21 protein-coding genes are annotated in these 19,040 nt (G+C 53.2%); 9 read left to right on the top strand and 12 right to left on the bottom strand.

Going from position 1 to position 19,040, the window contains the following annotated elements; genetic code table 11:
* Positions 1-65: 65 nt before the first annotated feature.
* Positions 66-2,327 (bottom strand): ATP-dependent helicase, encoded by a 2,262-nt coding sequence (locus K7P01_RS03175; RefSeq protein ID WP_267289749.1) that lies wholly within the window; start codon positions 2,325-2,327, stop codon positions 66-68.
* A 43-nt stretch (positions 2,328-2,370) separates the two neighbouring features.
* Between K7P01_RS03175 and tcmP the strand changes: the two genes are divergently transcribed.
* On the top strand, positions 2,371-3,222 hold the full coding sequence (gene tcmP, locus K7P01_RS03170) for a three-Cys-motif partner protein TcmP (RefSeq protein ID WP_267289747.1): 852 nt from the start codon (positions 2,371-2,373) through the stop codon (positions 3,220-3,222).
* A 61-nt stretch (positions 3,223-3,283) separates the two neighbouring features.
* A complete protein-coding gene (locus K7P01_RS03165; protein ID WP_267289745.1) occupies positions 3,284-3,877 on the top strand; it encodes a DUF3109 family protein in 594 nt (197 codons plus the stop codon).
* A 42-nt stretch (positions 3,878-3,919) separates the two neighbouring features.
* On the opposite strand, the gene K7P01_RS03160 is transcribed toward K7P01_RS03165, so the two are convergent.
* The 9 genes from K7P01_RS03160 to pdxA form a co-directional block, all read right to left on the bottom strand.
* On the bottom strand, positions 3,920-5,284 hold the full coding sequence (locus K7P01_RS03160) for an FAD-binding oxidoreductase (RefSeq protein WP_267289743.1): 1,365 nt from the start codon (positions 5,282-5,284) through the stop codon (positions 3,920-3,922).
* Positions 5,285-5,458: 174 nt separating this feature from the next.
* Positions 5,459-6,808, bottom strand: a complete 1,350-nt coding sequence (gene accC / locus K7P01_RS03155) for an acetyl-CoA carboxylase biotin carboxylase subunit (RefSeq protein ID WP_267289741.1) — start codon at positions 6,806-6,808, stop codon at positions 5,459-5,461.
* Between the two features lie 101 nt (positions 6,809-6,909).
* Entirely contained in the window at positions 6,910-7,401 is a 492-nt protein-coding gene (gene accB / locus K7P01_RS03150) for an acetyl-CoA carboxylase biotin carboxyl carrier protein (protein WP_267289739.1), read from the bottom strand.
* 99 nt (positions 7,402-7,500) lie between these two features.
* A complete protein-coding gene (gene efp, locus K7P01_RS03145; RefSeq protein WP_267289737.1) occupies positions 7,501-8,064 on the bottom strand; it encodes an elongation factor P in 564 nt (187 codons plus the stop codon).
* Positions 8,065-8,171: 107 nt separating this feature from the next.
* Complete coding sequence (locus K7P01_RS03140; RefSeq protein WP_267289735.1) at positions 8,172-9,167, bottom strand: beta-ketoacyl-ACP synthase III; 996 nt, start codon at positions 9,165-9,167, stop codon at positions 8,172-8,174.
* A gap of 171 nt (positions 9,168-9,338) precedes the next feature.
* Positions 9,339-9,530 carry a 50S ribosomal protein L32 gene (gene rpmF, locus K7P01_RS03135; protein WP_254086858.1) on the bottom strand — a complete coding sequence of 64 codons (192 nt, stop codon included), beginning with the start codon at positions 9,528-9,530 and terminating at the stop codon, positions 9,339-9,341.
* Positions 9,531-9,543: 13 nt separating this feature from the next.
* The gene (locus K7P01_RS03130) at positions 9,544-10,092 is read right to left on the bottom strand and encodes a YceD family protein (protein ID WP_267289732.1); all 549 of its coding nucleotides are present in this window, start codon (positions 10,090-10,092) and stop codon (positions 9,544-9,546) included.
* Between the two features lie 134 nt (positions 10,093-10,226).
* Entirely contained in the window at positions 10,227-10,616 is a 390-nt protein-coding gene (locus tag K7P01_RS03125) for a TerB family tellurite resistance protein (RefSeq protein ID WP_267289730.1), read from the bottom strand.
* A 91-nt stretch (positions 10,617-10,707) separates the two neighbouring features.
* Positions 10,708-11,727 (bottom strand): 4-hydroxythreonine-4-phosphate dehydrogenase PdxA, encoded by a 1,020-nt coding sequence (gene pdxA, locus K7P01_RS03120; protein ID WP_267289728.1) that lies wholly within the window; start codon positions 11,725-11,727, stop codon positions 10,708-10,710.
* A 93-nt stretch (positions 11,728-11,820) separates the two neighbouring features.
* Here pdxA and rsmA point away from each other — a divergent pair, with 93 nt between their 5' ends.
* The 6 genes from rsmA (at position 11,821) to K7P01_RS03090 (ending at position 16,813) form a co-directional block, all read left to right on the top strand.
* Positions 11,821-12,633: a 16S rRNA (adenine(1518)-N(6)/adenine(1519)-N(6))-dimethyltransferase RsmA gene (gene rsmA, locus K7P01_RS03115; protein WP_267289726.1), complete on the top strand. Its 813-nt coding sequence runs from the start codon at positions 11,821-11,823 to the stop codon at positions 12,631-12,633.
* Positions 12,608-13,966, top strand: a complete 1,359-nt coding sequence (gene mgtE / locus K7P01_RS03110; RefSeq protein WP_267289724.1) for a magnesium transporter — start codon at positions 12,608-12,610, stop codon at positions 13,964-13,966. Before rsmA ends, mgtE begins: the two co-directional genes overlap by 26 nt.
* Entirely contained in the window at positions 13,966-14,910 is a 945-nt protein-coding gene (locus tag K7P01_RS03105; protein ID WP_267289722.1) for an NAD(P)-dependent oxidoreductase, read from the top strand. The genes mgtE and K7P01_RS03105 overlap by 1 nt, the downstream gene beginning before the upstream one ends.
* A 43-nt stretch (positions 14,911-14,953) precedes the next feature.
* A complete protein-coding gene (locus tag K7P01_RS03100; RefSeq protein WP_267289720.1) occupies positions 14,954-15,799 on the top strand; it encodes a pentapeptide repeat-containing protein in 846 nt (281 codons plus the stop codon).
* Between the two features lie 114 nt (positions 15,800-15,913).
* On the top strand, positions 15,914-16,390 hold the full coding sequence (gene greA / locus K7P01_RS03095) for a transcription elongation factor GreA (protein WP_254086866.1): 477 nt from the start codon (positions 15,914-15,916) through the stop codon (positions 16,388-16,390).
* Between the two features lie 12 nt (positions 16,391-16,402).
* A complete protein-coding gene (locus K7P01_RS03090; RefSeq protein WP_267289717.1) occupies positions 16,403-16,813 on the top strand; it encodes an HIT family protein in 411 nt (136 codons plus the stop codon).
* Positions 16,814-16,817: 4 nt separating this feature from the next.
* Here the strand turns inward: K7P01_RS03090 and K7P01_RS03085 are convergent, their stop codons facing one another.
* Positions 16,818-17,054: a hypothetical protein gene (locus tag K7P01_RS03085; protein WP_267289715.1), complete on the bottom strand. Its 237-nt coding sequence runs from the start codon at positions 17,052-17,054 to the stop codon at positions 16,818-16,820.
* Between the two features lie 18 nt (positions 17,055-17,072).
* On the opposite strand from K7P01_RS03085, the gene K7P01_RS03080 reads away from it, so the two are divergent.
* Positions 17,073-17,669, top strand: coding sequence for a GNAT family N-acetyltransferase (locus tag K7P01_RS03080; RefSeq protein ID WP_267289713.1), 597 nt, complete (start codon positions 17,073-17,075; stop codon positions 17,667-17,669).
* Here K7P01_RS03080 and K7P01_RS03075 read toward each other — a convergent pair.
* Positions 17,611-18,873 (bottom strand): Pycsar system effector family protein, encoded by a 1,263-nt coding sequence (locus K7P01_RS03075; RefSeq protein ID WP_267289711.1) that lies wholly within the window; start codon positions 18,871-18,873, stop codon positions 17,611-17,613. The genes K7P01_RS03080 and K7P01_RS03075 overlap by 59 nt on opposite strands.
* Between the last annotated feature and the right edge of the window lie 167 nt (positions 18,874-19,040).

The following is a 19,040-nucleotide window of genomic DNA, read 5'->3' as shown; positions in this document are numbered from 1 at the left end:
ATTTAACCGCAAGGTAACGGATATTTCATCAAAAGTAAAATACTGACCGGAAGCGCATTTCAGCCCTAATTCTCGACGATGCGCAGCTTGGCGAAGCTCAGCAGCAGGGTCTTTTCGCCGATGTCCTTAAAGCCGATCTTGGCCTTGCGGTCCGCGCCGGACGTATCCATTTGCAAAACCGTGCCAAAGCCGAATTTCGGATGCTCTACCCGCATGCCTACCTGCAGGGCCCCCGTGTCGCTCGGGATGAAGTCGGCCGGTGGTTTGTACGTCACCGGGCGTGTCGGCGGTGCGGAGGTAACGGTTTTCTTGATGCCGGCCACCAGCTTTTTGGCATACTGGCTGGGCGGCGGTGTAGACTCGATGGCGCTGCTAAACTTGCTGCTGACCTTAATGAAGGATGAATCGATATCGTCGAGGAAACGGCTGGGCTCGGAATTCTTGAGGCGTCCGAAGCGGTAGCGCGACAGCGCGTAGGAGAGGAACAGGCGTTTCTCTGCCCGTGTAATGGCCACGTAAAACAGGCGGCGCTCCTCTTCCAGGTCGGCGCGGCTGTTGATCATCATCTGCGACGGGAAGAGGTCTTCCTCCATGCCCACCATGTAGACATACTTAAACTCAAGCCCCTTGGCCATGTGAATGGTCATGAGCGTGACTTTGTCCGGGTCCTTATCCTTCTCTTCGTCCTGCCCTGTCAGCAGCGACACCTCTTGCAGAAAAGCCCCCAGGCTTTTATCCTGGCGCTCGGGGTCGTCGGTAAATTCCTTGATGGCGTTCAGTAGCTCCTGTACGTTTTCGTAGCGGCTCAGGCCCTCTACGGTCTTGTCTTCGTACAGCTCGCGCAGCAGGCCGGAGCTTTTGGCAATTTCGAAGGCGGCTTCGTAGGCATCTTTGCGCTCGATCTCCATCGAGAAGCGTTTGATCATGGCCACGAAGTCGTCAATCGGTCCGGCCACACGTCCACCCACAAAGGGCGTCACGTTCTGTACAATGTCCCACAGCGGGGCGCCGTGGTCGTTGGCGGCGACTACAATCTTGTCGACGGTAGCATCGCCGATGCCACGCTTGGGCAGGTTGATGATGCGGCGGAACGAGGCCTCGTCCTGCTGGTTCATGGTGAAACGCAGGTACGCCAGAATGTCTTTGATCTCTTTGCGCTGGTAGAACGACAGACCGCCCACCATGCGGTACGGAATGTTCATGCGTCGCAGCGATTCTTCCAGCGCACGCGACTGGCTGTTGGTGCGGTATAATATGGCAAAGTCGCTATACTTCATCTGGTGCTGCATGCGCTCCTGGAAGATGGAGGTTGCCACGAGGCGGCCTTCTTCATTGTCGGATACAGCTTTGATCAGCTCGATGAGCTTGCCCTCTTCGTTGGCCGTCCACACATTCTTGGGCAGCTGCGCGCGGTTGCGTTTGATGACCGAGTTGGCGGCTTGCACAATGTTGCTGGTGGAGCGATAGTTCTGCTCCAGCTTGATCACTTTCAGGTCGGCATAGTCACGCTCGAAGTTCAGGATGTTGGTAATGTCTGCTCCGCGGAAGGCATAAATACTTTGCGCATCGTCGCCTACCACGCAGACGTTCTCCCGCACCGCGGCCAGCTTGCGAATGATGTAATACTGGCAGAGGTTGGTATCCTGAAACTCGTCCACCATCAGGTATTGAATGCGCTGCTGGTATTTGTTCAGCACGTCGAGATGCTCTTTAAAGAGCTTGTCGGTGTTGAACAGCAGGTCGTCAAAGTCCATGGCGCCCGACTTGTACAGGCGGTTGGTATAAATTTTATAGATGTTGCCGATTTCGGGCCGCATGTTTGCCGCGTCATCACCCATCAGCTCCGCGTTCCGCAGGTATTCGTCGGCGCCGATCAGCTTGTTCTTGGCGGAAGAAATGCGGCTCAGCACGGTATTGACTTTATATACCGCATCGTCCAGGCCTTTCTCCTTGATAATGGTGCGCAGCAACTGCTTGACATCGTCGGTATCGTAGATCGTAAAGTTATTGGGATACCCTATGTGGTGTGCCTCCGCGCGGAGAATGCGCGAGAACACCGAGTGAAACGTACCCATCATCAGGCTGCGGGCGTCGCTGCCCACGACTTTTTCGATACGCTCGCGCATCTCCTTGGCCGCCTTGTTGGTAAAGGTCAGCGCCATGATGCTGAACGGATCAACATTCTTTTCCCGAATGAGGTAGGCAATGCGAAAGGTCAGCACCCGGGTCTTGCCCGAGCCGGCGCCGGCAATGAGCATGACGGGACCTTCGGTGGTGAGTACGCCTTCGCGTTGAGGTTCGTTGAGGGTATCTAAGTATTCAGTCATAATTGAGAGCGCAAATTAAACATTAAAGACGGACATCCTTTTAATGAAATTTGTCCTTTGTATTTTTGAGAAAAACGCGCCACGTGTGGAGTATAAAGACGGATTGAGTATTACCGCTGCTGAGCCCTGGTTTAAAGTAAAGGTTCAGGTCATTACACGTTACGTCCAATCATTCATTGGTCATGTTGCCGGCCGGGCCAGCGAGATTATTGTAGTCGACCTTTGTGCGGGCAGCGGGTTGTATTCGCATGGCCACCAACGCGACGTTTTTCCCGGCGCCGCTTTTACCCTGATGGGCGAAGAATGGCCTATTTCGCACTGGATTTTTTGCGAGCCCGATTTCACGCAGGCGCAGGCATTGCGCAGCCGGCTGGCGAGCCGCTTCCGCGATCGGAACGCCACCGTGCTCGACTGCAACCCCGTCGACGCCCCGGAGGCCTTGCAGGCTGTTCTTCCGAAAAATATCCGTGGGGGCAAAGTGGCCGTGGTGTGCCTGGTCGATCCGTTTTCCTTTACTGTGCCGTTTGCGACAATAGATAAACTCGCCGCGCTGAATTTTAGTTTCATCATGCCGTTCACCTGGCCGCTGAACGAGCGAATGAATTATTCCTATTACAACGAAGAGCACGCTGCCACGCTCAAACGATTTCTCGGCGTCGGCGACTTGCAGCGGCTGGCGGCGTCCACGAGCAATGCTCAGTTCTACAAGCATATGGTGCGGTTGTATCAGACCAATATGCTGATGCTGGGCTTGAATACTGCGTTGTCGGCGCACCCGCTCAATTCCCCGCTCATGCAGGTGCCGGCGTATTATGTAGGCTTCTTCTCCCGCAAGTATTCCACAAAGGTGATTCAGCACAGCGTGTACAGCAGCGACCAGACCGAGCTGTTTTAGTTTACCTGCCGTAGGCAGGGCCGCCGTATTGACCGTTCCTGATTTTCAGTATCTTTGTGTTATGATCAAGATTGGCGAAGTATTGGTTTCCGACGATGTCGTGGAAAAAGAATTTGTCTGCAACCTGGACAAATGCAAAGGTGCGTGCTGTGTGGAGGGCGACTTTGGCGCGCCGTTGAACGAGGACGAGCTTCCGATCCTGGAGGAAATCTATCCGATCGTAAAACCGTATTTGACGAAGGACGCTATTCGCGTGATCGAGAAGCTGGGGACGCATACGACGGATGATGATGGCGACCTGTGTACGCCGGTGATCGACGGACGCGAATGTGTGTATGCGATCTATGACAAGCAGGGGATTTTGAAGTGTGGGATTGAGCAGGCTTACCTGGATGGCAAGATTACGTGGAAGAAGCCGATCTCGTGTCATTTATATCCGATTCGCATTACTTCTAAAAAGAACTTTGAGGCGCTGAATTATAACAAGTGGCATATTTGCTCGCCGGCGTGTGTGTTGGGGAAAGAGCTGCAGGTGCCGGTGTATAAGTTTTTGAAGGAGCCGCTGATCCGGAAGTATGGGGAGCAGTGGTATGGTGAGCTGGAACAGGCGGTGGAGGAGCGGCCGAAGAAGGAGAAGAAAGCTCCGAAGAAATGATAATAAAAAGGCCCCGACTTGTCGGGGCCTTTGCTTTATACTTTATGCGAGGCCTATGCGACGGGATAGGTCGGAGCTGAATACGTCTCGTGGGTCGTATTTCTTTTTGATGTCCAGCCAGTCTTTGTGTTGGGGGTACATCGCCTTGAATGTAGGCTCATCTAAGTAGGCATCTTTCCCCAGGTAAATCCGTCCGCCCATATCCAGCACCATCTTATCAAGCTTTTGCGTAAACGGCTTCAGCTGCTCCGTTATCGGGAAGTCGATGGCGAAGGTGTAGCCCTCGAAGGGGAACGACAGCAGGCCACCCTGCCCTTTGCCGAATTTTTTCAGCACGTTCAGGAACGGTACGCAGTTGCTTTGCGTGATCTCGGTCAGGATCTTCCGGATGTTCTCCGGACCCTTTTCCATCGGCAGTACGAACTGGTATTGAATGAAGCCGCGCTTGCCATAGCCGCGGTTCCAGTTGTTGATCATATCAAGCGGGTAGAAGAATTTGTCGTAGTGCGCGATGGGCGCGCCGTTCTTCTGCATAATGTATAGTGCTGTGTTGAGGATCTTTACCGTCAACGTATTCAGCGTGAAGCTGGGCAGGTAGAACGGTACCGCTAGCTTGGCTTTTTTGCCGAGCTTCAGGGGGTTGGTGCGCAGCTTGGGCGGCAGGTCTTTCAACAGGGCGTGGTTGCCCATGGTCAATACGCCGCGGCCCAGGTTTTTGCCTTTGGCCATGGAGTCGATCCAGGCAACGGATGAACTATAGGTTTGCTCGCTTACGTCGATGGCCGCCAGCATCTCGTCGAGGTTGCGGGCGGCGACGGCTTTTTGTACGAAGTAGGTCGTCTCGATCTTGCGTAGCTGGATGGTGGCGGTCAGGATGGTGCCGAGCAGGCCCAGGCCGCCGAAGTTGGCCCAGAACAGGTCGGCGTTCTCGTCGCGGCTGGCGCGTACGATCTCTCCGTTGGCCAGCAAGATGGTAAAATCATAGACGCAGTTTACAAACGAGCCGTCGGCGTGGTGCGCTTTGCCGTGTACATCGTTGGCGATGGCGCCGCCGATGGTGATGAACTTGGTGCCGGGAGTAATGAGCGGAAACCAGCCCCGGGGTGCGAGGTGGTCGATGATCTCTTCCAGGCTTACGCCGGCTTCGCAGTGGAGGATGCCCTTCTCGGCATCGAAGGCCAGGAAGTGATTCATCTTCTCCATTTTCAGGATGTGATGTTCACGGTTGGTGGCCTGGTCGGCATAGCTGCGGCCGAGGCCTCGCGGCAGAATCTTGCCGGAGTCGAGGGCAGCGCGAATGTCGCGGGCGGTTTGAGGGTAAAATACCTGGCTGGCCGCGGCGGGAATATTGCCCCAGCCGGAGAGGGTTTCTTCTGATGATTGCATGGTAAAACGAACGATAGACATGTAAAAATACGGATTAATCCGATGCGCCACTGCTTCCGGACGTTAACGGAATGTGATTCTGTATGGATACAGGGATTGGTGGCTACTGAGAGGGTAGGAGCGGGGAGTAAAAAAATATGCCCGGAAAACAGCGCTGGGCTGTCTTCCGGGCATTATTCCCAGGGATGCTGACGATTACTTCAGCACCGAGAAGTCAAACGATGTCTCCAGGAACTTGGTGGTGAACTTACCCGACCGGAAGGTGGGGTTGTCCATCAGCGCCAGGTGGAACGGGATCGTGGTTTTAACGCCTTCGATCACGAACTCGCTCAGCGCGCGCTTCATGCGGGTAATGACATCTTCGCGCGACTGGCCGCTCACGATTAGCTTGGCGATCATCGAGTCGTAGTTTGGCGGGATGGTGTAGCCTGCGTATACGTGGCTGTCGATGCGTACGCCGTGGCCGCCCGGCAGGTGCAGGTTAATGATCTTGCCCGGTGAAGGACGGAAGCCGTTGGCCGGATCTTCGGCGTTGATACGACACTCCATCGCGAACAGGTTCGGGAAGTAGTTGGTACCCGAGATCGGCACACCCGCGGCGGACTTGATCTGTTCTTTGATCAGGTCGTAGTCGGTCACTTCTTCGGTGATGGGGTGCTCTACCTGGATCCGGGTGTTCATTTCCATGAAGTAGAAGTTGCCATGCTTGTCTAGCAGGAACTCGATGGTGCCGGCACCTTCGTAGTTGATCGCTTTGGCACCGCGGATGGCGGCTTCGCCCATGCGCTCGCGCAGTTCCTGGCTGACGACCGGCGAAGGGGTTTCTTCCACCAGCTTCTGGTGACGGCGTTGTATCGAGCAGTCGCGCTCGGACAAGTGGCATACTTTTCCGTATTGGTCGCCCATCACCTGGATTTCAATGTGGCGGGGCTCTTCTACAAATTTCTCGAGGTACAGACCGTCGTTGCCAAAGGAGGCTGCGGCTTCGCGCTTGGCGTCGTCCCAGGCCTTCTGAAACTCCGACTCGCTGTTGATGATCCGCATACCTTTGCCACCGCCACCGGCCGTAGCCTTGACGATCACGGGGTAGCCCATTTCATTCGACAGGCGAATTCCTTCTTCCACAGACTCCAGCAGGCCGTCCGAACCGGGAATGGTCGGTACGCCGGCGCGTTTCATGGTATCTTTTGCCGTGGCCTTATCGCCCATGGCATTGATCATGGCCGGTGTGGGGCCGATGAACTTGATACCGTACTCGTGGCAAATGGCCGAGAACTCGGCGCGCTCCGACAGGAAGCCGTATCCCGGGTGGATTGCGTCGGCGTTGGTGATCTCCGCTGCGGAGATGATCCGCGGTATGTTGAGGTAGGAGTCTTTGCTGGGAGCATCGCCTATACAAACCGCCTCGTCGGCAAAGCGAACGTGGAGGCTTTCACGGTCGGCCGTAGAGTATACCGCCACCGTTTTGATACCCATTTCCTTGCAGGTACGGATAACGCGCAGGGCGATCTCGCCGCGGTTTGCTATCAGAATTTTTTTAAACATAGTATTCTACTGCGTTCTAGGTTAAAAATGCAAGGTTCAAAGCGTCACGCACGGCACAATAGGTGTGGCGTTGGCTTTGAACCTTGATTCAGTCAACTGAATTAATCCGGCTCTACGACGAAGAGAACCTGGTCGTATTCTACCGGTGAGGAGTTTTCCACCATCACTTTTACAATCGTACCGGATACTTCGGACTCGATCTCGTTGAAAAGCTTCATCGCTTCGATGATGCAGACGGTCTGTCCTTTTGATACTTTGTCGCCGACCGAAACGAAGGAAGGAGATTCCGGGTTGGCCGAGCGGTAGAAGGTACCGATCATAGGCGACTTGATGTCGATGGTATTTTTACCGGTGGCAACAGGCGCAGCCTCAACGCGCGGGGCCGATACCGGTGCCACTGCAGCTTGTGCAACGGGGGCGGTAGCAGCAGGCGCTGCCGCTACGGTAGGAGCCATGACCGGCGTAGATTTAAAAACCTTCTGATCGGGCTCGCGTTTTACGTGAAGCTTCAGCTCTTTGGTTTCAATGTTTACTTCGTTGAGGCCTGTCGTAGAAATAAAGTCGATCAGGTCGCGGATTTCAGATGTCTTCATAGTTTGGTTCGATGAACCGGATTCTGCGCGTGCCGGCTGGGGTTTAGCCGCTGACTTCGCGGGGGTTTTGGTTGCACGGGTTTTGCTCATGGCTCCGAATTATTTTACACGTTCTACATAGGCACCAGTGGCGGTCTCGATCTTGATCTTATCACCGGTGTTGACAAAAAGCGGAACACGGATCTCTGCGCCGTTTTCCAGTTTGGCAGGTTTGAGTGTACGGGTAGCTGTGTCACCTTGCATGCCCGGCTCGGTATATTGAACTTCCATGATCACGTGCGCGGGAGGTTCCGCAGTAATGGCAGTCTCACCATTTTCAAACGCAATCAACAACGTTATTTCTTCTTTGATAAACCGGATAGCGTCACCCAACAAGGCTTTGTCCAGGTAAATCTGGTCGAAGGTCTCTTTGTCCATACACACCAGGCTGTCACCGTCGGCGTACAGGTATTGATATTCTTTGGTCTCGACCCGCAGGATCTCTACCTCTTCGCCTGGGCGGAAACGGTTTTCTGCCACTTTACCATTGCGTACGTTACGCATCTTGATTTGGTAAAATGCGCGCAAGTTACCGGGAGTGCGGTGTTGGAGCTCTTCCACCTGCACCACCTCGCCGTTATAGCGCATGAAATTTCCTTTGCTCAGGTCTGATACAGTTGCCATAAAAAAAATTTAGGTCGTTAAGTTACAAATACATTGAGTAAATGCAAGTTGCGGTACCTGCACGCCAGTCGGAGAGACGGCAGACACGTACTGCAGCCTGCAAGTGTCTAGCTGTTATAAGCCCATTTTACATACACCGCGCCCCACGTAAAGCCGCCGCCAAAAGCTGCCAACAATAAGTTGTCACCTTTCTTCAGTTGCTTCTCGTAGTCCCACAGCAACAGCGGAATGGTACCCGCCGTGGTGTTGCCGTAACGCTCGATGTTCATCATTACTTTGTCTTCCGTGATGCCTACACGGTGCGCGGTAGCGTCGATGATGCGTTTGTTGGCCTGGTGTGGCACCAGCCAGTTGATGTTGTCGGCAGTGAGGTTGTTGCGTGTGGCAAGCTGCGCAGATACTTCGGCCATGTTGGTGACGGCAAACTTAAATACAGCCGAACCTTCCTGGTATACAAAGTGCTGACGTTTGTCTACCGTCTCGCGTGAAGCAGGCATGCGACTGCCGCCGGCTTTCATGTGCAGGTATGTTTCACCCGCGCCGTCGCTTTTTAGTATAGCGTCGACTATACCTACGTCTTCTGTCGTAGGCTCCAGCAGCACACACCCTGCGCCATCGCCGAAGATGATGCAGGTGGTACGGTCGGTATAGTCCATGATGGCCGACATCTTGTCGCCGCCGATCACCACTACTTTTTTACACATGCCCGACTGGATATAGCTGGCACCTGCCGAAAGGCCGTAGAGAAAGCCCGAGCATGCCGCGCCCATGTCAAAGCTAAAGGCGTTGGTCGCACCGACGGCCGACGCGACGATGTTCGCCGTCGCCGGGAATGTCATGTCGGCTGTTACTGTCGCGAAGATGACGCAGTCGATTTCCTTGGGGTCTATTTTTGTTTTTGCCAGCATGTCTTTAACCGCGGCAATGCCGAGTACCGAAACGCCCTGGTTCTCGCCTTTTAAGATGCGTCGCTCTTTGATACCGGTGCGGGAGGTGATCCACTCATCCGTCGTGTCCACCATGGTCTCCAGTTCCTGGTTGGTAAGAATATATTCCGGAACATATCCGCCTACGCCGGTGATCGCTGCTCTTATGCTTGTCATAGAAATAGTTAAAAAAGAAAAAGCCCGGTGCCAGGGGCATCGAGCATTTGAGTGTATTCGTTAGTAATCTCGTGAGAGAGATGCATAGTACAGGTACCTTTACCCGGCATGACATATGTCGCCCGAAGATGGACGAACGGATGTTTCCCGAGTATCGGCCCGTTCATGCAGTTACGCCAGAACTTCTTTTTCCATCACCACTCTACCGTTGTAGTAAAGCTTGCCTTCGTGCCAGAAGGCACGGTGAGGAAGGTGATTTTCTCCCGTGGTAGGACACACAGCCAGTTGCTTCGCAGTGGCTTTGTAATGTGTTCTTCTCTTATCCCGGCGGGTTTTCGAGGTTTTTCGCTTCGGATTCGGCATAGTCTAAAACAGTTTATTTTAATTTCTTTAATATGTCCCAGCGGGGGTCGGTCGCATCGTCGTCGTCGGTGCCATCATCGCTTTTGGTCTCTGACGTGTAGACAAGCTTGCCTGCCGCATTTTCTTCCTCCTCGTCCCATGTTTCGTTTTGAAACTTCGGGTGAAGCTTTTTCATCGGCACCGCCAGGGCGATAAACTCGTACAGGTAGTGTCCCAGCTCGAGTGTTGCCGTATCCCGGTGGATCATGATGATCTCATCGCTCATCTCCTCGTCTTTGTCCCCGAACTTGAAAACAATCTCGCGACGGCTTTCAATCGGGTATTCAAACGGTTCGAGACTGCGGTCGCACACCAACGTGGCGACTCCCTTCAAAACAAACTCGGCGCCGATGAACGTCTCGTGTTTGTCCAGCGTAACCGCTGCACGGAAATGTCCCTGCGAAACCAGGTCCTCTGTTCCGTACTCCCTGAAGAACGCATCACCCAGCTCGTATTCAAACGGGTGCTTTTTGTTGCTCAGGCCAATGATATTGACGCTGTAAATTCCCAAAACAAGGCCCAAAAGGCGTTTTAAAAATTAGTCGGCAAATTTAGGATAATTAATTACAATCTGCACCGTAGGGGGGATACATTTTCAGAAAAGGTGCGGGAGGGCGGTTTAAAGGCCGCCAGGGCATTATTTGGGGGCAAAAAAGGTTAGCTCAGAAAATCACGAAGCACGATCTCGCGGAACTCCGCACGTGTTTTGGTCTCGTAATGCTCTATTATGTAATCAATGACGCCCTTCTTAAAACCGAGCTTGATGGCGATGTTTTTGCTGAAAATGATCTCGCTTTCGAACACGTTCTGGTCCACAAAAACCAGCTCGACACTCGACATCAGGTATTCAAATTTTTGGTCCAGGGACAATGCCCCCAGCGAATCAATGGGCTCGGGGTTACGGATCAGCTCCAGTACGATCTCTTCGGGAAACTTGCGCTCCCGGGCTATCTTAAAGATCAGTTCCCGTTCAATTTTGGCGAAATGCTTGTCGGCCTCGGCCAGTTGAATAAGTATGTTCAGTTGCTTTTTAGTGACTATATCCATTTCAACTAATACTTGAAGATCAAATATACTTAATATTCAAAATAATGGCGGGCCGGACGGTCAAATGTTAAAAACGCGGACTTAAGTAATCTTATTTTTCTGTGGACGGCTCATTTCGGTGTTTAAAAATATCATGGGCCTGGTAAATGGCATGCCGCAGCGAGCTTTCGTCCGCGTTATTCTTGCCGGCCAGGGTGTATGCCGTGCCATGATCGGGTGATGTACGGACCACCGATAACCCTGCGGTAAAGTTGACACCCTGCTCAAAGGCGAGGGTTTTGAAGGGTACCAAGCCCTGGTCGTGGTACATGGCCAGCACCGCGTCGTACTTGGTGTGGCTGCCGGCGGCAAAGAAACCGTCGGCGGCGTAGGGGCCGTAGACCAGCTTGCCTTTGTTCTTTTGCTCGGTCACTACGGGTTTGATGATCTTCTCGTCTTCTTCTCCCAGCAGGCCGCCGTCGCCGGCGTGCGGGTTCAGCCCCAGCACCGCGATGCGCGGTTTGTTGATGCCGAAGTCCTTGCGCAGGGACTGCTCCATCAGGCGCAGCTTGGCTTCGATCCGTTCTTTCGTAATGGCGGCGGCGATGTCTTTTACGGGGATATGCTCGGTCACCAGTCCGACACGCAGCGTGTCGCTGACCATAAACATGAGGCTTTCCTGGGCGCCAAAGAACTGCGTCAGGTATTCGGTATGGCCTTTAAACGGAAAGGCGTCGCTGTGTACGGAGTGTTTGTCAATGGGGGCTGTCACCAATGCGTCGATGAGGCCTTCCTTGAGGTCCTCGCAGGCCTGCTGCAAGGCCACGAGGGATGCTTTGCCCGTTTCGGGGGATGCTTTGCCGGGGTTGACTTCGAGCACGTCTTCCCAGCAGTTCACTACGTTTATGCTTTTGGGAGCATACTGCCCTTTGCCGCGCACCTGCGTATAGTTGAGCTCTTCGATGTTCAGCAGCTTCTTGTAAAAGGTGATGACCCGGGCCGAGCCGTATACCACGGGCGTGACCAGGTTCAGCAGCCGATTGTCAGTTAAAGCTTTGATCACTACCTCGGGACCGACGCCATTAACGTCACCCAGGGTAATTCCAATACGGGGTTTTTGCGCTGTACTCATGCAGTAGAAAAATCAATTCTTTGCGATTTAATGAAAAAAATCCGTTATCTGCTAACCGGGCAACCCGCCGTAACCCCGTACATTTACCCCTGCATGCAACGTAAACCGACGAATAAGGTCCGGCCGAAGAAGTTTCTGGGCCAGCATTTTTTACACGACGAGGGTATTGCCAAACGCATTGTTGACGCCCTGCAGCCCACGCCGGGCGAGTCCGTTTTGGAGATCGGTCCGGGCATGGGGGTATTGACCAAATACCTGCACACGAATACCGCCATCGACCTGAAGCTGATCGAGATCGACCGCGACTCGGTGCAATACCTGGGCGAGCACTATCCGTCGCTGGAAGGCCGCGTGGTGTCGGGCGATTTTCTGAAAGTGGATCTGAGCACCCTCTTTCCGGGGCCGTTCTCCATCATCGGTAACTTCCCCTATAACATTTCGTCGCAGATCTTCTTTCGTGTGCTGGAGGAACGCCATCGCGTGCGTGCGGTGGTGTGCATGCTGCAGAAGGAAGTGGCCGATCGTATTGCAGAGCCACCCGGCAGCAAGACCTATGGCATCCTGAGTGTGTTACTGCAAGCGTATTATACCATCACGTATCAGTTCAAAGTTCCGCCGGGTGTATTCACACCACCGCCGAAAGTGATGTCGGCCGTTATACGGCTGGAGCGCAACCAGACACACGCGTTGGCGTGTGACGAAAAGCTCTTTGTGCAGGTGGTCAAGCAGGGGTTCAATAACCGCCGCAAGACCTTGCGCAATGCCCTAAAACCTCTAAGTTTGCCTGCCGAAATTTCGGCCCTGGAGCTCCTCGACAAACGCGCCGAGCAACTCTCGGTCGATCAGTTTGTATACCTCACCCAATTAATCGGGCAAAGCCGTGGAGCAGCAAATACTGGAATTTGAGCTGACAAAAGAGTTTCGTGATCGCATCCAGCTGGCCCTGGAGGAACACGACGACCCTTTCATCCGCAAGGCGCTCGACGGTGTAAAGGCCGAAGACATCACCGCCCTGCTGTACGAATTCCTGCCGATCGATTCGAAGTATATCATCGACCTGATGTCGATCGACATGCAGGCCGAGATCATTCGCGGACTCGACCCCGACATCCGCAAGCAATACCTCAAAGTATACCAGCCCAAAGAGATTGCCGTCTTTCTCAACCAGCTGTTGTCGGATGATACGGCCGACATTCTGCACGAGCTTCCTATAAAGGAGCGCGAGGAGGTCATCTCTTTTCTCGACTCCGAGCTGCGCGTGCAGGTCACCGACCTGCTGCGCTATGAAGAGAACGTGGCCGGTGGCCTCATGGCGAAGGAGCTGATCCGGGCGTATGTTAACTGGACCGTTGTGCAGTGTGTGGAGGAGATCCGCAAGCAGGCTGAAAACGTATCGCGATTCTATGCCGTCTACGTGGTGGATGATCACGAAAAGCTGCTGGGCAAGGTAGCGTTGCAAGACCTGATTATCTCGGATGCGCGCAAGCTGGTGGCCGACATTTACGAAGAAGATATCATCTCGGTCGAAACCTATATGGAAGATTGGGAAGTCGCCGAGGTCATGAAGAAATACGACCTGGAATCCGTACCGGTCGTCAATGTGCAAGGCCACCTGGTGGGCCGGATCACCATCGACGACGTGGTAGACGTTATTACCGAGCAGGCGGAAGAAGAGCGGCAGCTCATGTCGGGTATCAGCGAGAACGTAGAAGAAGACGACAGCATCTGGCGCAACACGCGGGCGCGTCTGCCGTGGCTGCTGATCGGGATCTTTGGCGGGTTGATGAATGCCAAGTTCATGGGCCTGTTTGAAGCCGAGCTGTCGCGCATCACGGCCATTGCGTTCTTTACGCCGCTCATCCAGGCCACGGGTGGTAACGTGGGCATACAATCCTCGTCGCTTGTTGTGCAAAGTCTTGCCAACCCCGACTTTGTGGACGAGGGGTTGTGGAAGCGTCTTATTAAAATGTTTTTTGTCGCGCTGCTCAATGGGCTCGTGCTGGCGTTGCTGGTGCTCGGCGCCAACATCTTGCTCTTTGGTGAATATAGACTTTCTTCCGTGGTGTCGATCGCGCTGTTCAGCGTGGTGCTGTTTGCATCGTTTATCGGTACCATTACACCCCTTATATTAAATCGCTTTGGATTTAACCCGGCATTGGCGGCAGGGCCTTTTATTACCACCACCAACGATCTGCTGGGATTAACGGTTTATTTCTTTACAGTACACCTCATGCTCTAATGGCTGCTCTGAAATGCCTTGTCGTAGACTCTATGCATGAAAGCCTGTTTTCGCTGCTGGCGGAAATCGGCTGGGACATAGACTACCAACCCGCGATCACACGCGACGAGATTAAGCAAAAACATGTCGGTTACGACGGACTGATCGTACGCAGTAAAACGACGATCGACCGCGATCTTCTAGGGGAAAACCCGAGTGTCCGCTTCATCGGCCGCGCGGGCGCCGGTATCGATAACCTCGATGTCGACTACCTGCACGAAAAAGGTATACATATCCTGCACGCATCCGAAGGCAATCGCGATGCGGTGGGCGAATATACCGTCGGGGCGTTGCTGGCGTTGCTGCGCAACATTCCCCGGGCCGACCAGCAGGTGCGGCAGCAGGTGTGGGAGCGCGAGGGCAACCGCGGCGAAGAGATCATGGGAAAGACCATCGGCATTATTGGGTATGGTAACATGGGGCAGGCGTTCGCCCGCCGGCTGGCCGGCTTTGGATGTAATGTTTTAGCGTACGATAAGTATAAAACAGGATTTTCCGACGCTGTCTGCCGCGAAGTTACAGAACAGGAGATTGTGGAGCAGGCCGACATTCTGAGTCTGCACATACCACTGACACCCGAAACGAAAGGCATGGTGTCGCGCGCCTATCTCGACCGTTTTAAAAAGAGCATTATCCTGGTAAACGCAGCCCGTGGCGAAATTGTATCCCTCACTGACCTGGCGACCTGTGTAGAAACGGGGAAGGTACGCGGTGCGGTGCTCGATGTATTAGAAAATGAAAAACTGCCGACACTCACACCGGCACAGCGACGGGCATTCGATACACTTACAGGAAAAACGAATGTAATATTCACCCCCCACATTGCAGGCTGGACGTACGAGTCGCACGTGAAAATTAACGTAGCTTTGGTACAGAAAATAGATGCGTTGAAATTGGCGCATTAGTTTTTAATCGCTATTTTAATAAATCTTACTAGAGCCCCACTCGATGCGTTTTCTGGAGAAAAGAACGAAGAAGTTAAGCGAGTTTTTCAATTCCATTATTGAAAAGCCCTTGCTTACGTCTTCGCTTGTACTCGTCGCGGTAACGATCCTCGTGCTGGCGCTCAGTATGCAATACTATATCCGTGACTTCGATACCTTCATTCAACAGGTACTCGCAGAAGCGCACGGCATGATCTTCGATATTGCCGTCATCGGTATCCTGATCTTCTGGCTCAACCAGAACGGCGAGATCCGCCAGCGCATTCGCACCTACAAAGATGAGATCGACGACTTTCGTTTGTGGGAGTCGGAAGAAGCCGCGTTCCGTACCGTGGGTAATATAAAACGATTGAACCGCCACAAGATCCACGAGATCAACCTGGTGAATTGTTACCTGCCACGCACCAACCTGAACTATGTAAACCTCTCCTCGTCCAACATGAACTCGGCCAATATATCGCAGTCATCGTTGATCGAGTCCAACCTGGAGAATGCCCGGTTGAATCAAACGAACTTCGAGAACTCTAATCTGAACCAGGCCATTCTCAAGGGGGCGTATGCCAGCGGCGCAAATTTTAAAGATGCCTTTCTGATCAAGGCGCATTTTGAAAACGCGTTTTTAATCAAGGCCAATTTTAATAATGCCTTCTTAATGGAGGCCGACCTGAAGGGCTGCTATGTCATGGGCGCCGACTTTGAGAATGCCAGTCTTTACAAGGCCGACCTGCGTGGCGCCAAAGGCCTTACCCTCGATCAACTAGCCAAGGCCAAAACCCTGTACCTGGCCAAGTTCGACGACGATATTTTAGAGCAAATCAAGATAAACCTTCCGCAATTGGTCGGAGCCTGATCCGAACGGATAGTTGGATAGCAATCAGAAAGTATTAACTTTGCATAAGCAACGGTCTCGGAGACGAGGTCGTTGTTTCTTTTTTTGAATAGTGACAACGAATTATTTCATGCCATGAGCAAGAAAATTTCTTACTACACGAAAGAGGGCCTCGACAGGTTGCGGAGTGAGCTGAGCGAATTGAAGTCTAAAGGCCGGGCCGATATAGCCCGTCAGATTGCAGAAGCCCGTGACAAGGGGGACTTGAGTGAGAACGCCGAATATGACGCGGCAAAAGACGCGCAAGGTCACCTGGAAGCGAAGATCGCCCAGATGGAAGATCTTGTTGGTAACGCCCGTCTGCTCGATGAAAACAATATCGATACGTCGAAGGTATCTATCCTTTCAAAAGTGACCATTAAGAACCGCAAGAACGGTGCGATGGTAACCTATACCCTGGTGTCGGAAGAAGAAGCCGACCTGAAGGCCGGTAAGATCTCTACGATGTCGCCCATCGGCAAGGGCTTGCTGGGCAAGAAGAAAGGCGAAGCCGCGCAGATCAAAACGCCGGCCGGCGAAATCGAGTTTGAAGTAATCGATATTACTGCCTAACGGTTGTCGCGCATGGCATCCATCTTTACCCGCATTATTAACCGTGAGATACCCGGCCACATTGTGGCCGAGGACGACGCCTATATTGCGTTTCTCGACATCAGTCCGTTGGTCATCGGCCATACACTGGTAGTGCCGAAAAAAGAAGTGGACTATATCTTCGAGCTCGACGACAAGACATTCACGGGCCTGCACCTGTTCTCTAAAAAGGTCGCCAGCGCAATTGAGCGCGCGGTACCCTGCCTGCGCATCGGCACCGCCGTCGTGGGACTGGAAGTGCCGCATACCCATATACACCTCATTCCCATGAACACCATGGGCGATGTCAATTTCTCCCGCGAAAAGCTGAAGCCTACCCAGGAGCAGCTCGCCGAAGTGGCCGACCGCATCCGTACGGCCTATACTGGCCAGGGGGGCCGTTAGTGGATCACACCAGTCCGTTCAGGTATAGGTTAAACTCCAGCGCGCTGGACGCTGTAAAACCATCCACCTTCAGGTCCTCCAGAATCTCTTCGTCAAATTCCATTTCGCGCATCTCGGCGACGCCGTCCTGGAGGGTGATTTCCGTGCCCGTATAGTGGATCGGGTTTACCCGCACGAGGATCGTGAGCCCCTCGATTTCTTTCCGGAAATACTCGTGTACGATATTGCTGCCTTTGGCCATTCTGTTTTTCTTTGAGCTATGATTCGACTGGACTTGCCCGAACGTATCGTTACCAGCCGGCTTATTTTGTGTAGGCTAAGGTACGAAGATGCCGAGGAAATTTTCTATACCTACGCCAGCAAACCCGATGTGACCAAATATATGTCCTGGCCCACACACCAGTCTGTCGAAGATACCCGCGCATTTTTACGGTATGCCGTGTCGGGCTGGTACGAAGGCATTGACTATTCTTTCTCCATTCGCCTGCGCGCGAGTAATAAATTGATAGGCAGCTTCGGTGTTGTGAACGAAGACGGCAGGCTGCAGTTTGGCTATATCTTCAGTCCGCAGTATTGGAACCAGGGCTATGCTACGGAAGTATGCCGGGAGATGATGCCGCGGCTCCGGGCACAACCGGGGGTATTTCGCATCGGCACGTATGTCGATACCGAAAACGGCGCATCGTTACAGGTACTGCGCAACGCCGGCCTGACAGAAGAGGGGATCCTGCGGCAATGGATGCGGTTTCCCAACCAGGGCAACCATCCGAAAGACTGTGTCGCCTTTGTGTTTGCCCCTACGGGGTCAGCAGATCGCGGAGCGAATACGGCTGATAGTATAGCATCGTCGCAATGAGGAACGTGATGTTCGAGGCGACAAATCCAAACATAAACACCGTATATGACAGGCGCAGGAATTTATACTTACGTGCCAATACCTTGCCCAGGAAATAAATGTCTTTGATCATGCTGCCGTAGAGGTAGTCATAGTCTTTCATCATTTCGCGCATGCCCCAATCATAGTCGGTCAGCGACATGCTGTGAAAGTTACCAAAGAACAGCAGGTTGGTTTTTTTGTTGTGTATGTCCTCGCGGGTAAACTCGCCTTTGGCAATGTTGGGGCGGGTGGAGATGATGGCGAGTACAATGGTGATGAGACAGGTAAAGACCAGCATGAGGGTGGGCACGAGCAGGTGGGGGAAGTCCTCCAGCTTGCGCAGCAGCACGCTCACCACGATCGACAGGATGATGGTGTTGATCGAGATCATGATGTTGGCCTTGGTGTCGGCCATGCCGCTCAGCGTTACGTGGTTTTCGGACGTGGTGCGAAACATGGTTTCTATACCACGGTCGGGCCGCTCGCGCTTCTCCAGCTTCTTGCGCAGCTTGGCTACTTCGCGTTCCAGGTCGCGATCTTTATCTTTATCCTTATCCTTACCGCTTTTGTGGTCCTCTTCGGTTTCGGGGTGCAATTGTTTCTTCAAGCGTTTTATATTCTTTTTCTTCAACGGCTGTAATACGGTTTTGCCGTATTCGGTAAAGTACTCGTGATTTTTTAGAAAGCTAAGATTATACTCCAGCCACTGCTTGTCCGAATTAAAGTGTATGTCCTTTACGATGGCAATCTCCTGGCGCAGGCACTGGCCGCGTTCGGCAATGTCTCCTTTGGCCAGGTGTTGCAGGTCGGCGTCGCAGAGTACCTGGCCCATCAGGTCTTGCGGATTTTGGGGCATGCGCGTGGCCAGGATGGTACGTTGTACGGCGATGGTTTTTTCGTCAGAGGCACCCCAGTCGCGCAGGAACTTGACGGCCGTGCTGGCCGAATCGCGCTCGTGATGCTCGCAGCCATAGAGGTAGCCGATGTCGTGCATCCAGGCTGCTACCAGTACGGTTTCTTGTTGATCGTCTGTCAGGTTGGAAGCCTGCCCGATCTCATACGCGGCGGCGGCTACCTCGCGGGTGTGCCGCAGGTCGTGGAACACGAAATGGGCCGGAAGTTTTTCACCCAGCACAGACTCCGCATATTCCCGGGCTTTGCGTACCAATTCTGTCTCAACCATGCGCTGTTCAATGCATTAAACCTACAACTAATTCGGTAGATTAAACTTAAAACTAAGAAAATTTGTGTTTAGTTTGATGCCTGAAAAATATCAGATTATCAGTACGATAAGTGCCATAATCAAAACCCGGCAGGTATACCACGTACATATCAACGCACGATTTGTAT

The sequence above is a fragment of the Parachryseolinea silvisoli genome (assembly GCF_021190955.1).
Classification (GTDB): domain Bacteria; phylum Bacteroidota; class Bacteroidia; order Cytophagales; family Cyclobacteriaceae; genus Ohtaekwangia; species Ohtaekwangia silvisoli.
The sequence above is the reverse complement of the archived record's forward strand: the minus strand, read 5'-3'. Positions and strand labels throughout refer to the sequence as shown.

Excerpts from the sequence above, each read along its gene's own strand:
- K7P01_RS03105 (WP_267289722.1), top strand. The coding sequence starts at position 13,966 with ATGGCTGCTCTGAAATGCCTTGTCGTAGACTCTATGCATGAAAGCCTG.
- K7P01_RS03080 (WP_267289713.1), top strand. The coding sequence starts at position 17,073 with ATGATTCGACTGGACTTGCCCGAACGTATCGTTACCAGCCGGCTTATT.
- K7P01_RS03125 (WP_267289730.1), bottom strand. The coding sequence starts at position 10,616 with ATGGATATAGTCACTAAAAAGCAACTGAACATACTTATTCAACTGGCC.
- greA (WP_254086866.1), top strand. The coding sequence starts at position 15,914 with ATGAGCAAGAAAATTTCTTACTACACGAAAGAGGGCCTCGACAGGTTG.
- K7P01_RS03165 (WP_267289745.1), top strand. The coding sequence starts at position 3,284 with ATGATCAAGATTGGCGAAGTATTGGTTTCCGACGATGTCGTGGAAAAA.
- efp (WP_267289737.1), bottom strand. The coding sequence starts at position 8,064 with ATGGCAACTGTATCAGACCTGAGCAAAGGAAATTTCATGCGCTATAAC.
- tcmP (WP_267289747.1), top strand. The coding sequence starts at position 2,371 with ATGAAATTTGTCCTTTGTATTTTTGAGAAAAACGCGCCACGTGTGGAG.
- K7P01_RS03100 (WP_267289720.1), top strand. The coding sequence starts at position 14,954 with ATGCGTTTTCTGGAGAAAAGAACGAAGAAGTTAAGCGAGTTTTTCAAT.
- accB (WP_267289739.1), bottom strand. The coding sequence starts at position 7,401 with ATGAAGACATCTGAAATCCGCGACCTGATCGACTTTATTTCTACGACA.
- K7P01_RS03090 (WP_267289717.1), top strand. The coding sequence starts at position 16,403 with ATGGCATCCATCTTTACCCGCATTATTAACCGTGAGATACCCGGCCAC.
- K7P01_RS03160 (WP_267289743.1), bottom strand. The coding sequence starts at position 5,284 with ATGTCTATCGTTCGTTTTACCATGCAATCATCAGAAGAAACCCTCTCC.
- K7P01_RS03085 (WP_267289715.1), bottom strand. The coding sequence starts at position 17,054 with ATGGCCAAAGGCAGCAATATCGTACACGAGTATTTCCGGAAAGAAATC.
- rsmA (WP_267289726.1), top strand. The coding sequence starts at position 11,821 with ATGCAACGTAAACCGACGAATAAGGTCCGGCCGAAGAAGTTTCTGGGC.
- K7P01_RS03175 (WP_267289749.1), bottom strand. The coding sequence starts at position 2,327 with ATGACTGAATACTTAGATACCCTCAACGAACCTCAACGCGAAGGCGTA.
- accC (WP_267289741.1), bottom strand. The coding sequence starts at position 6,808 with ATGTTTAAAAAAATTCTGATAGCAAACCGCGGCGAGATCGCCCTGCGC.
- pdxA (WP_267289728.1), bottom strand. The coding sequence starts at position 11,727 with ATGAGTACAGCGCAAAAACCCCGTATTGGAATTACCCTGGGTGACGTT.
- K7P01_RS03075 (WP_267289711.1), bottom strand. The coding sequence starts at position 18,873 with ATGGTTGAGACAGAATTGGTACGCAAAGCCCGGGAATATGCGGAGTCT.
- rpmF (WP_254086858.1), bottom strand. The coding sequence starts at position 9,530 with ATGCCGAATCCGAAGCGAAAAACCTCGAAAACCCGCCGGGATAAGAGA.
- K7P01_RS03140 (WP_267289735.1), bottom strand. The coding sequence starts at position 9,167 with ATGACAAGCATAAGAGCAGCGATCACCGGCGTAGGCGGATATGTTCCG.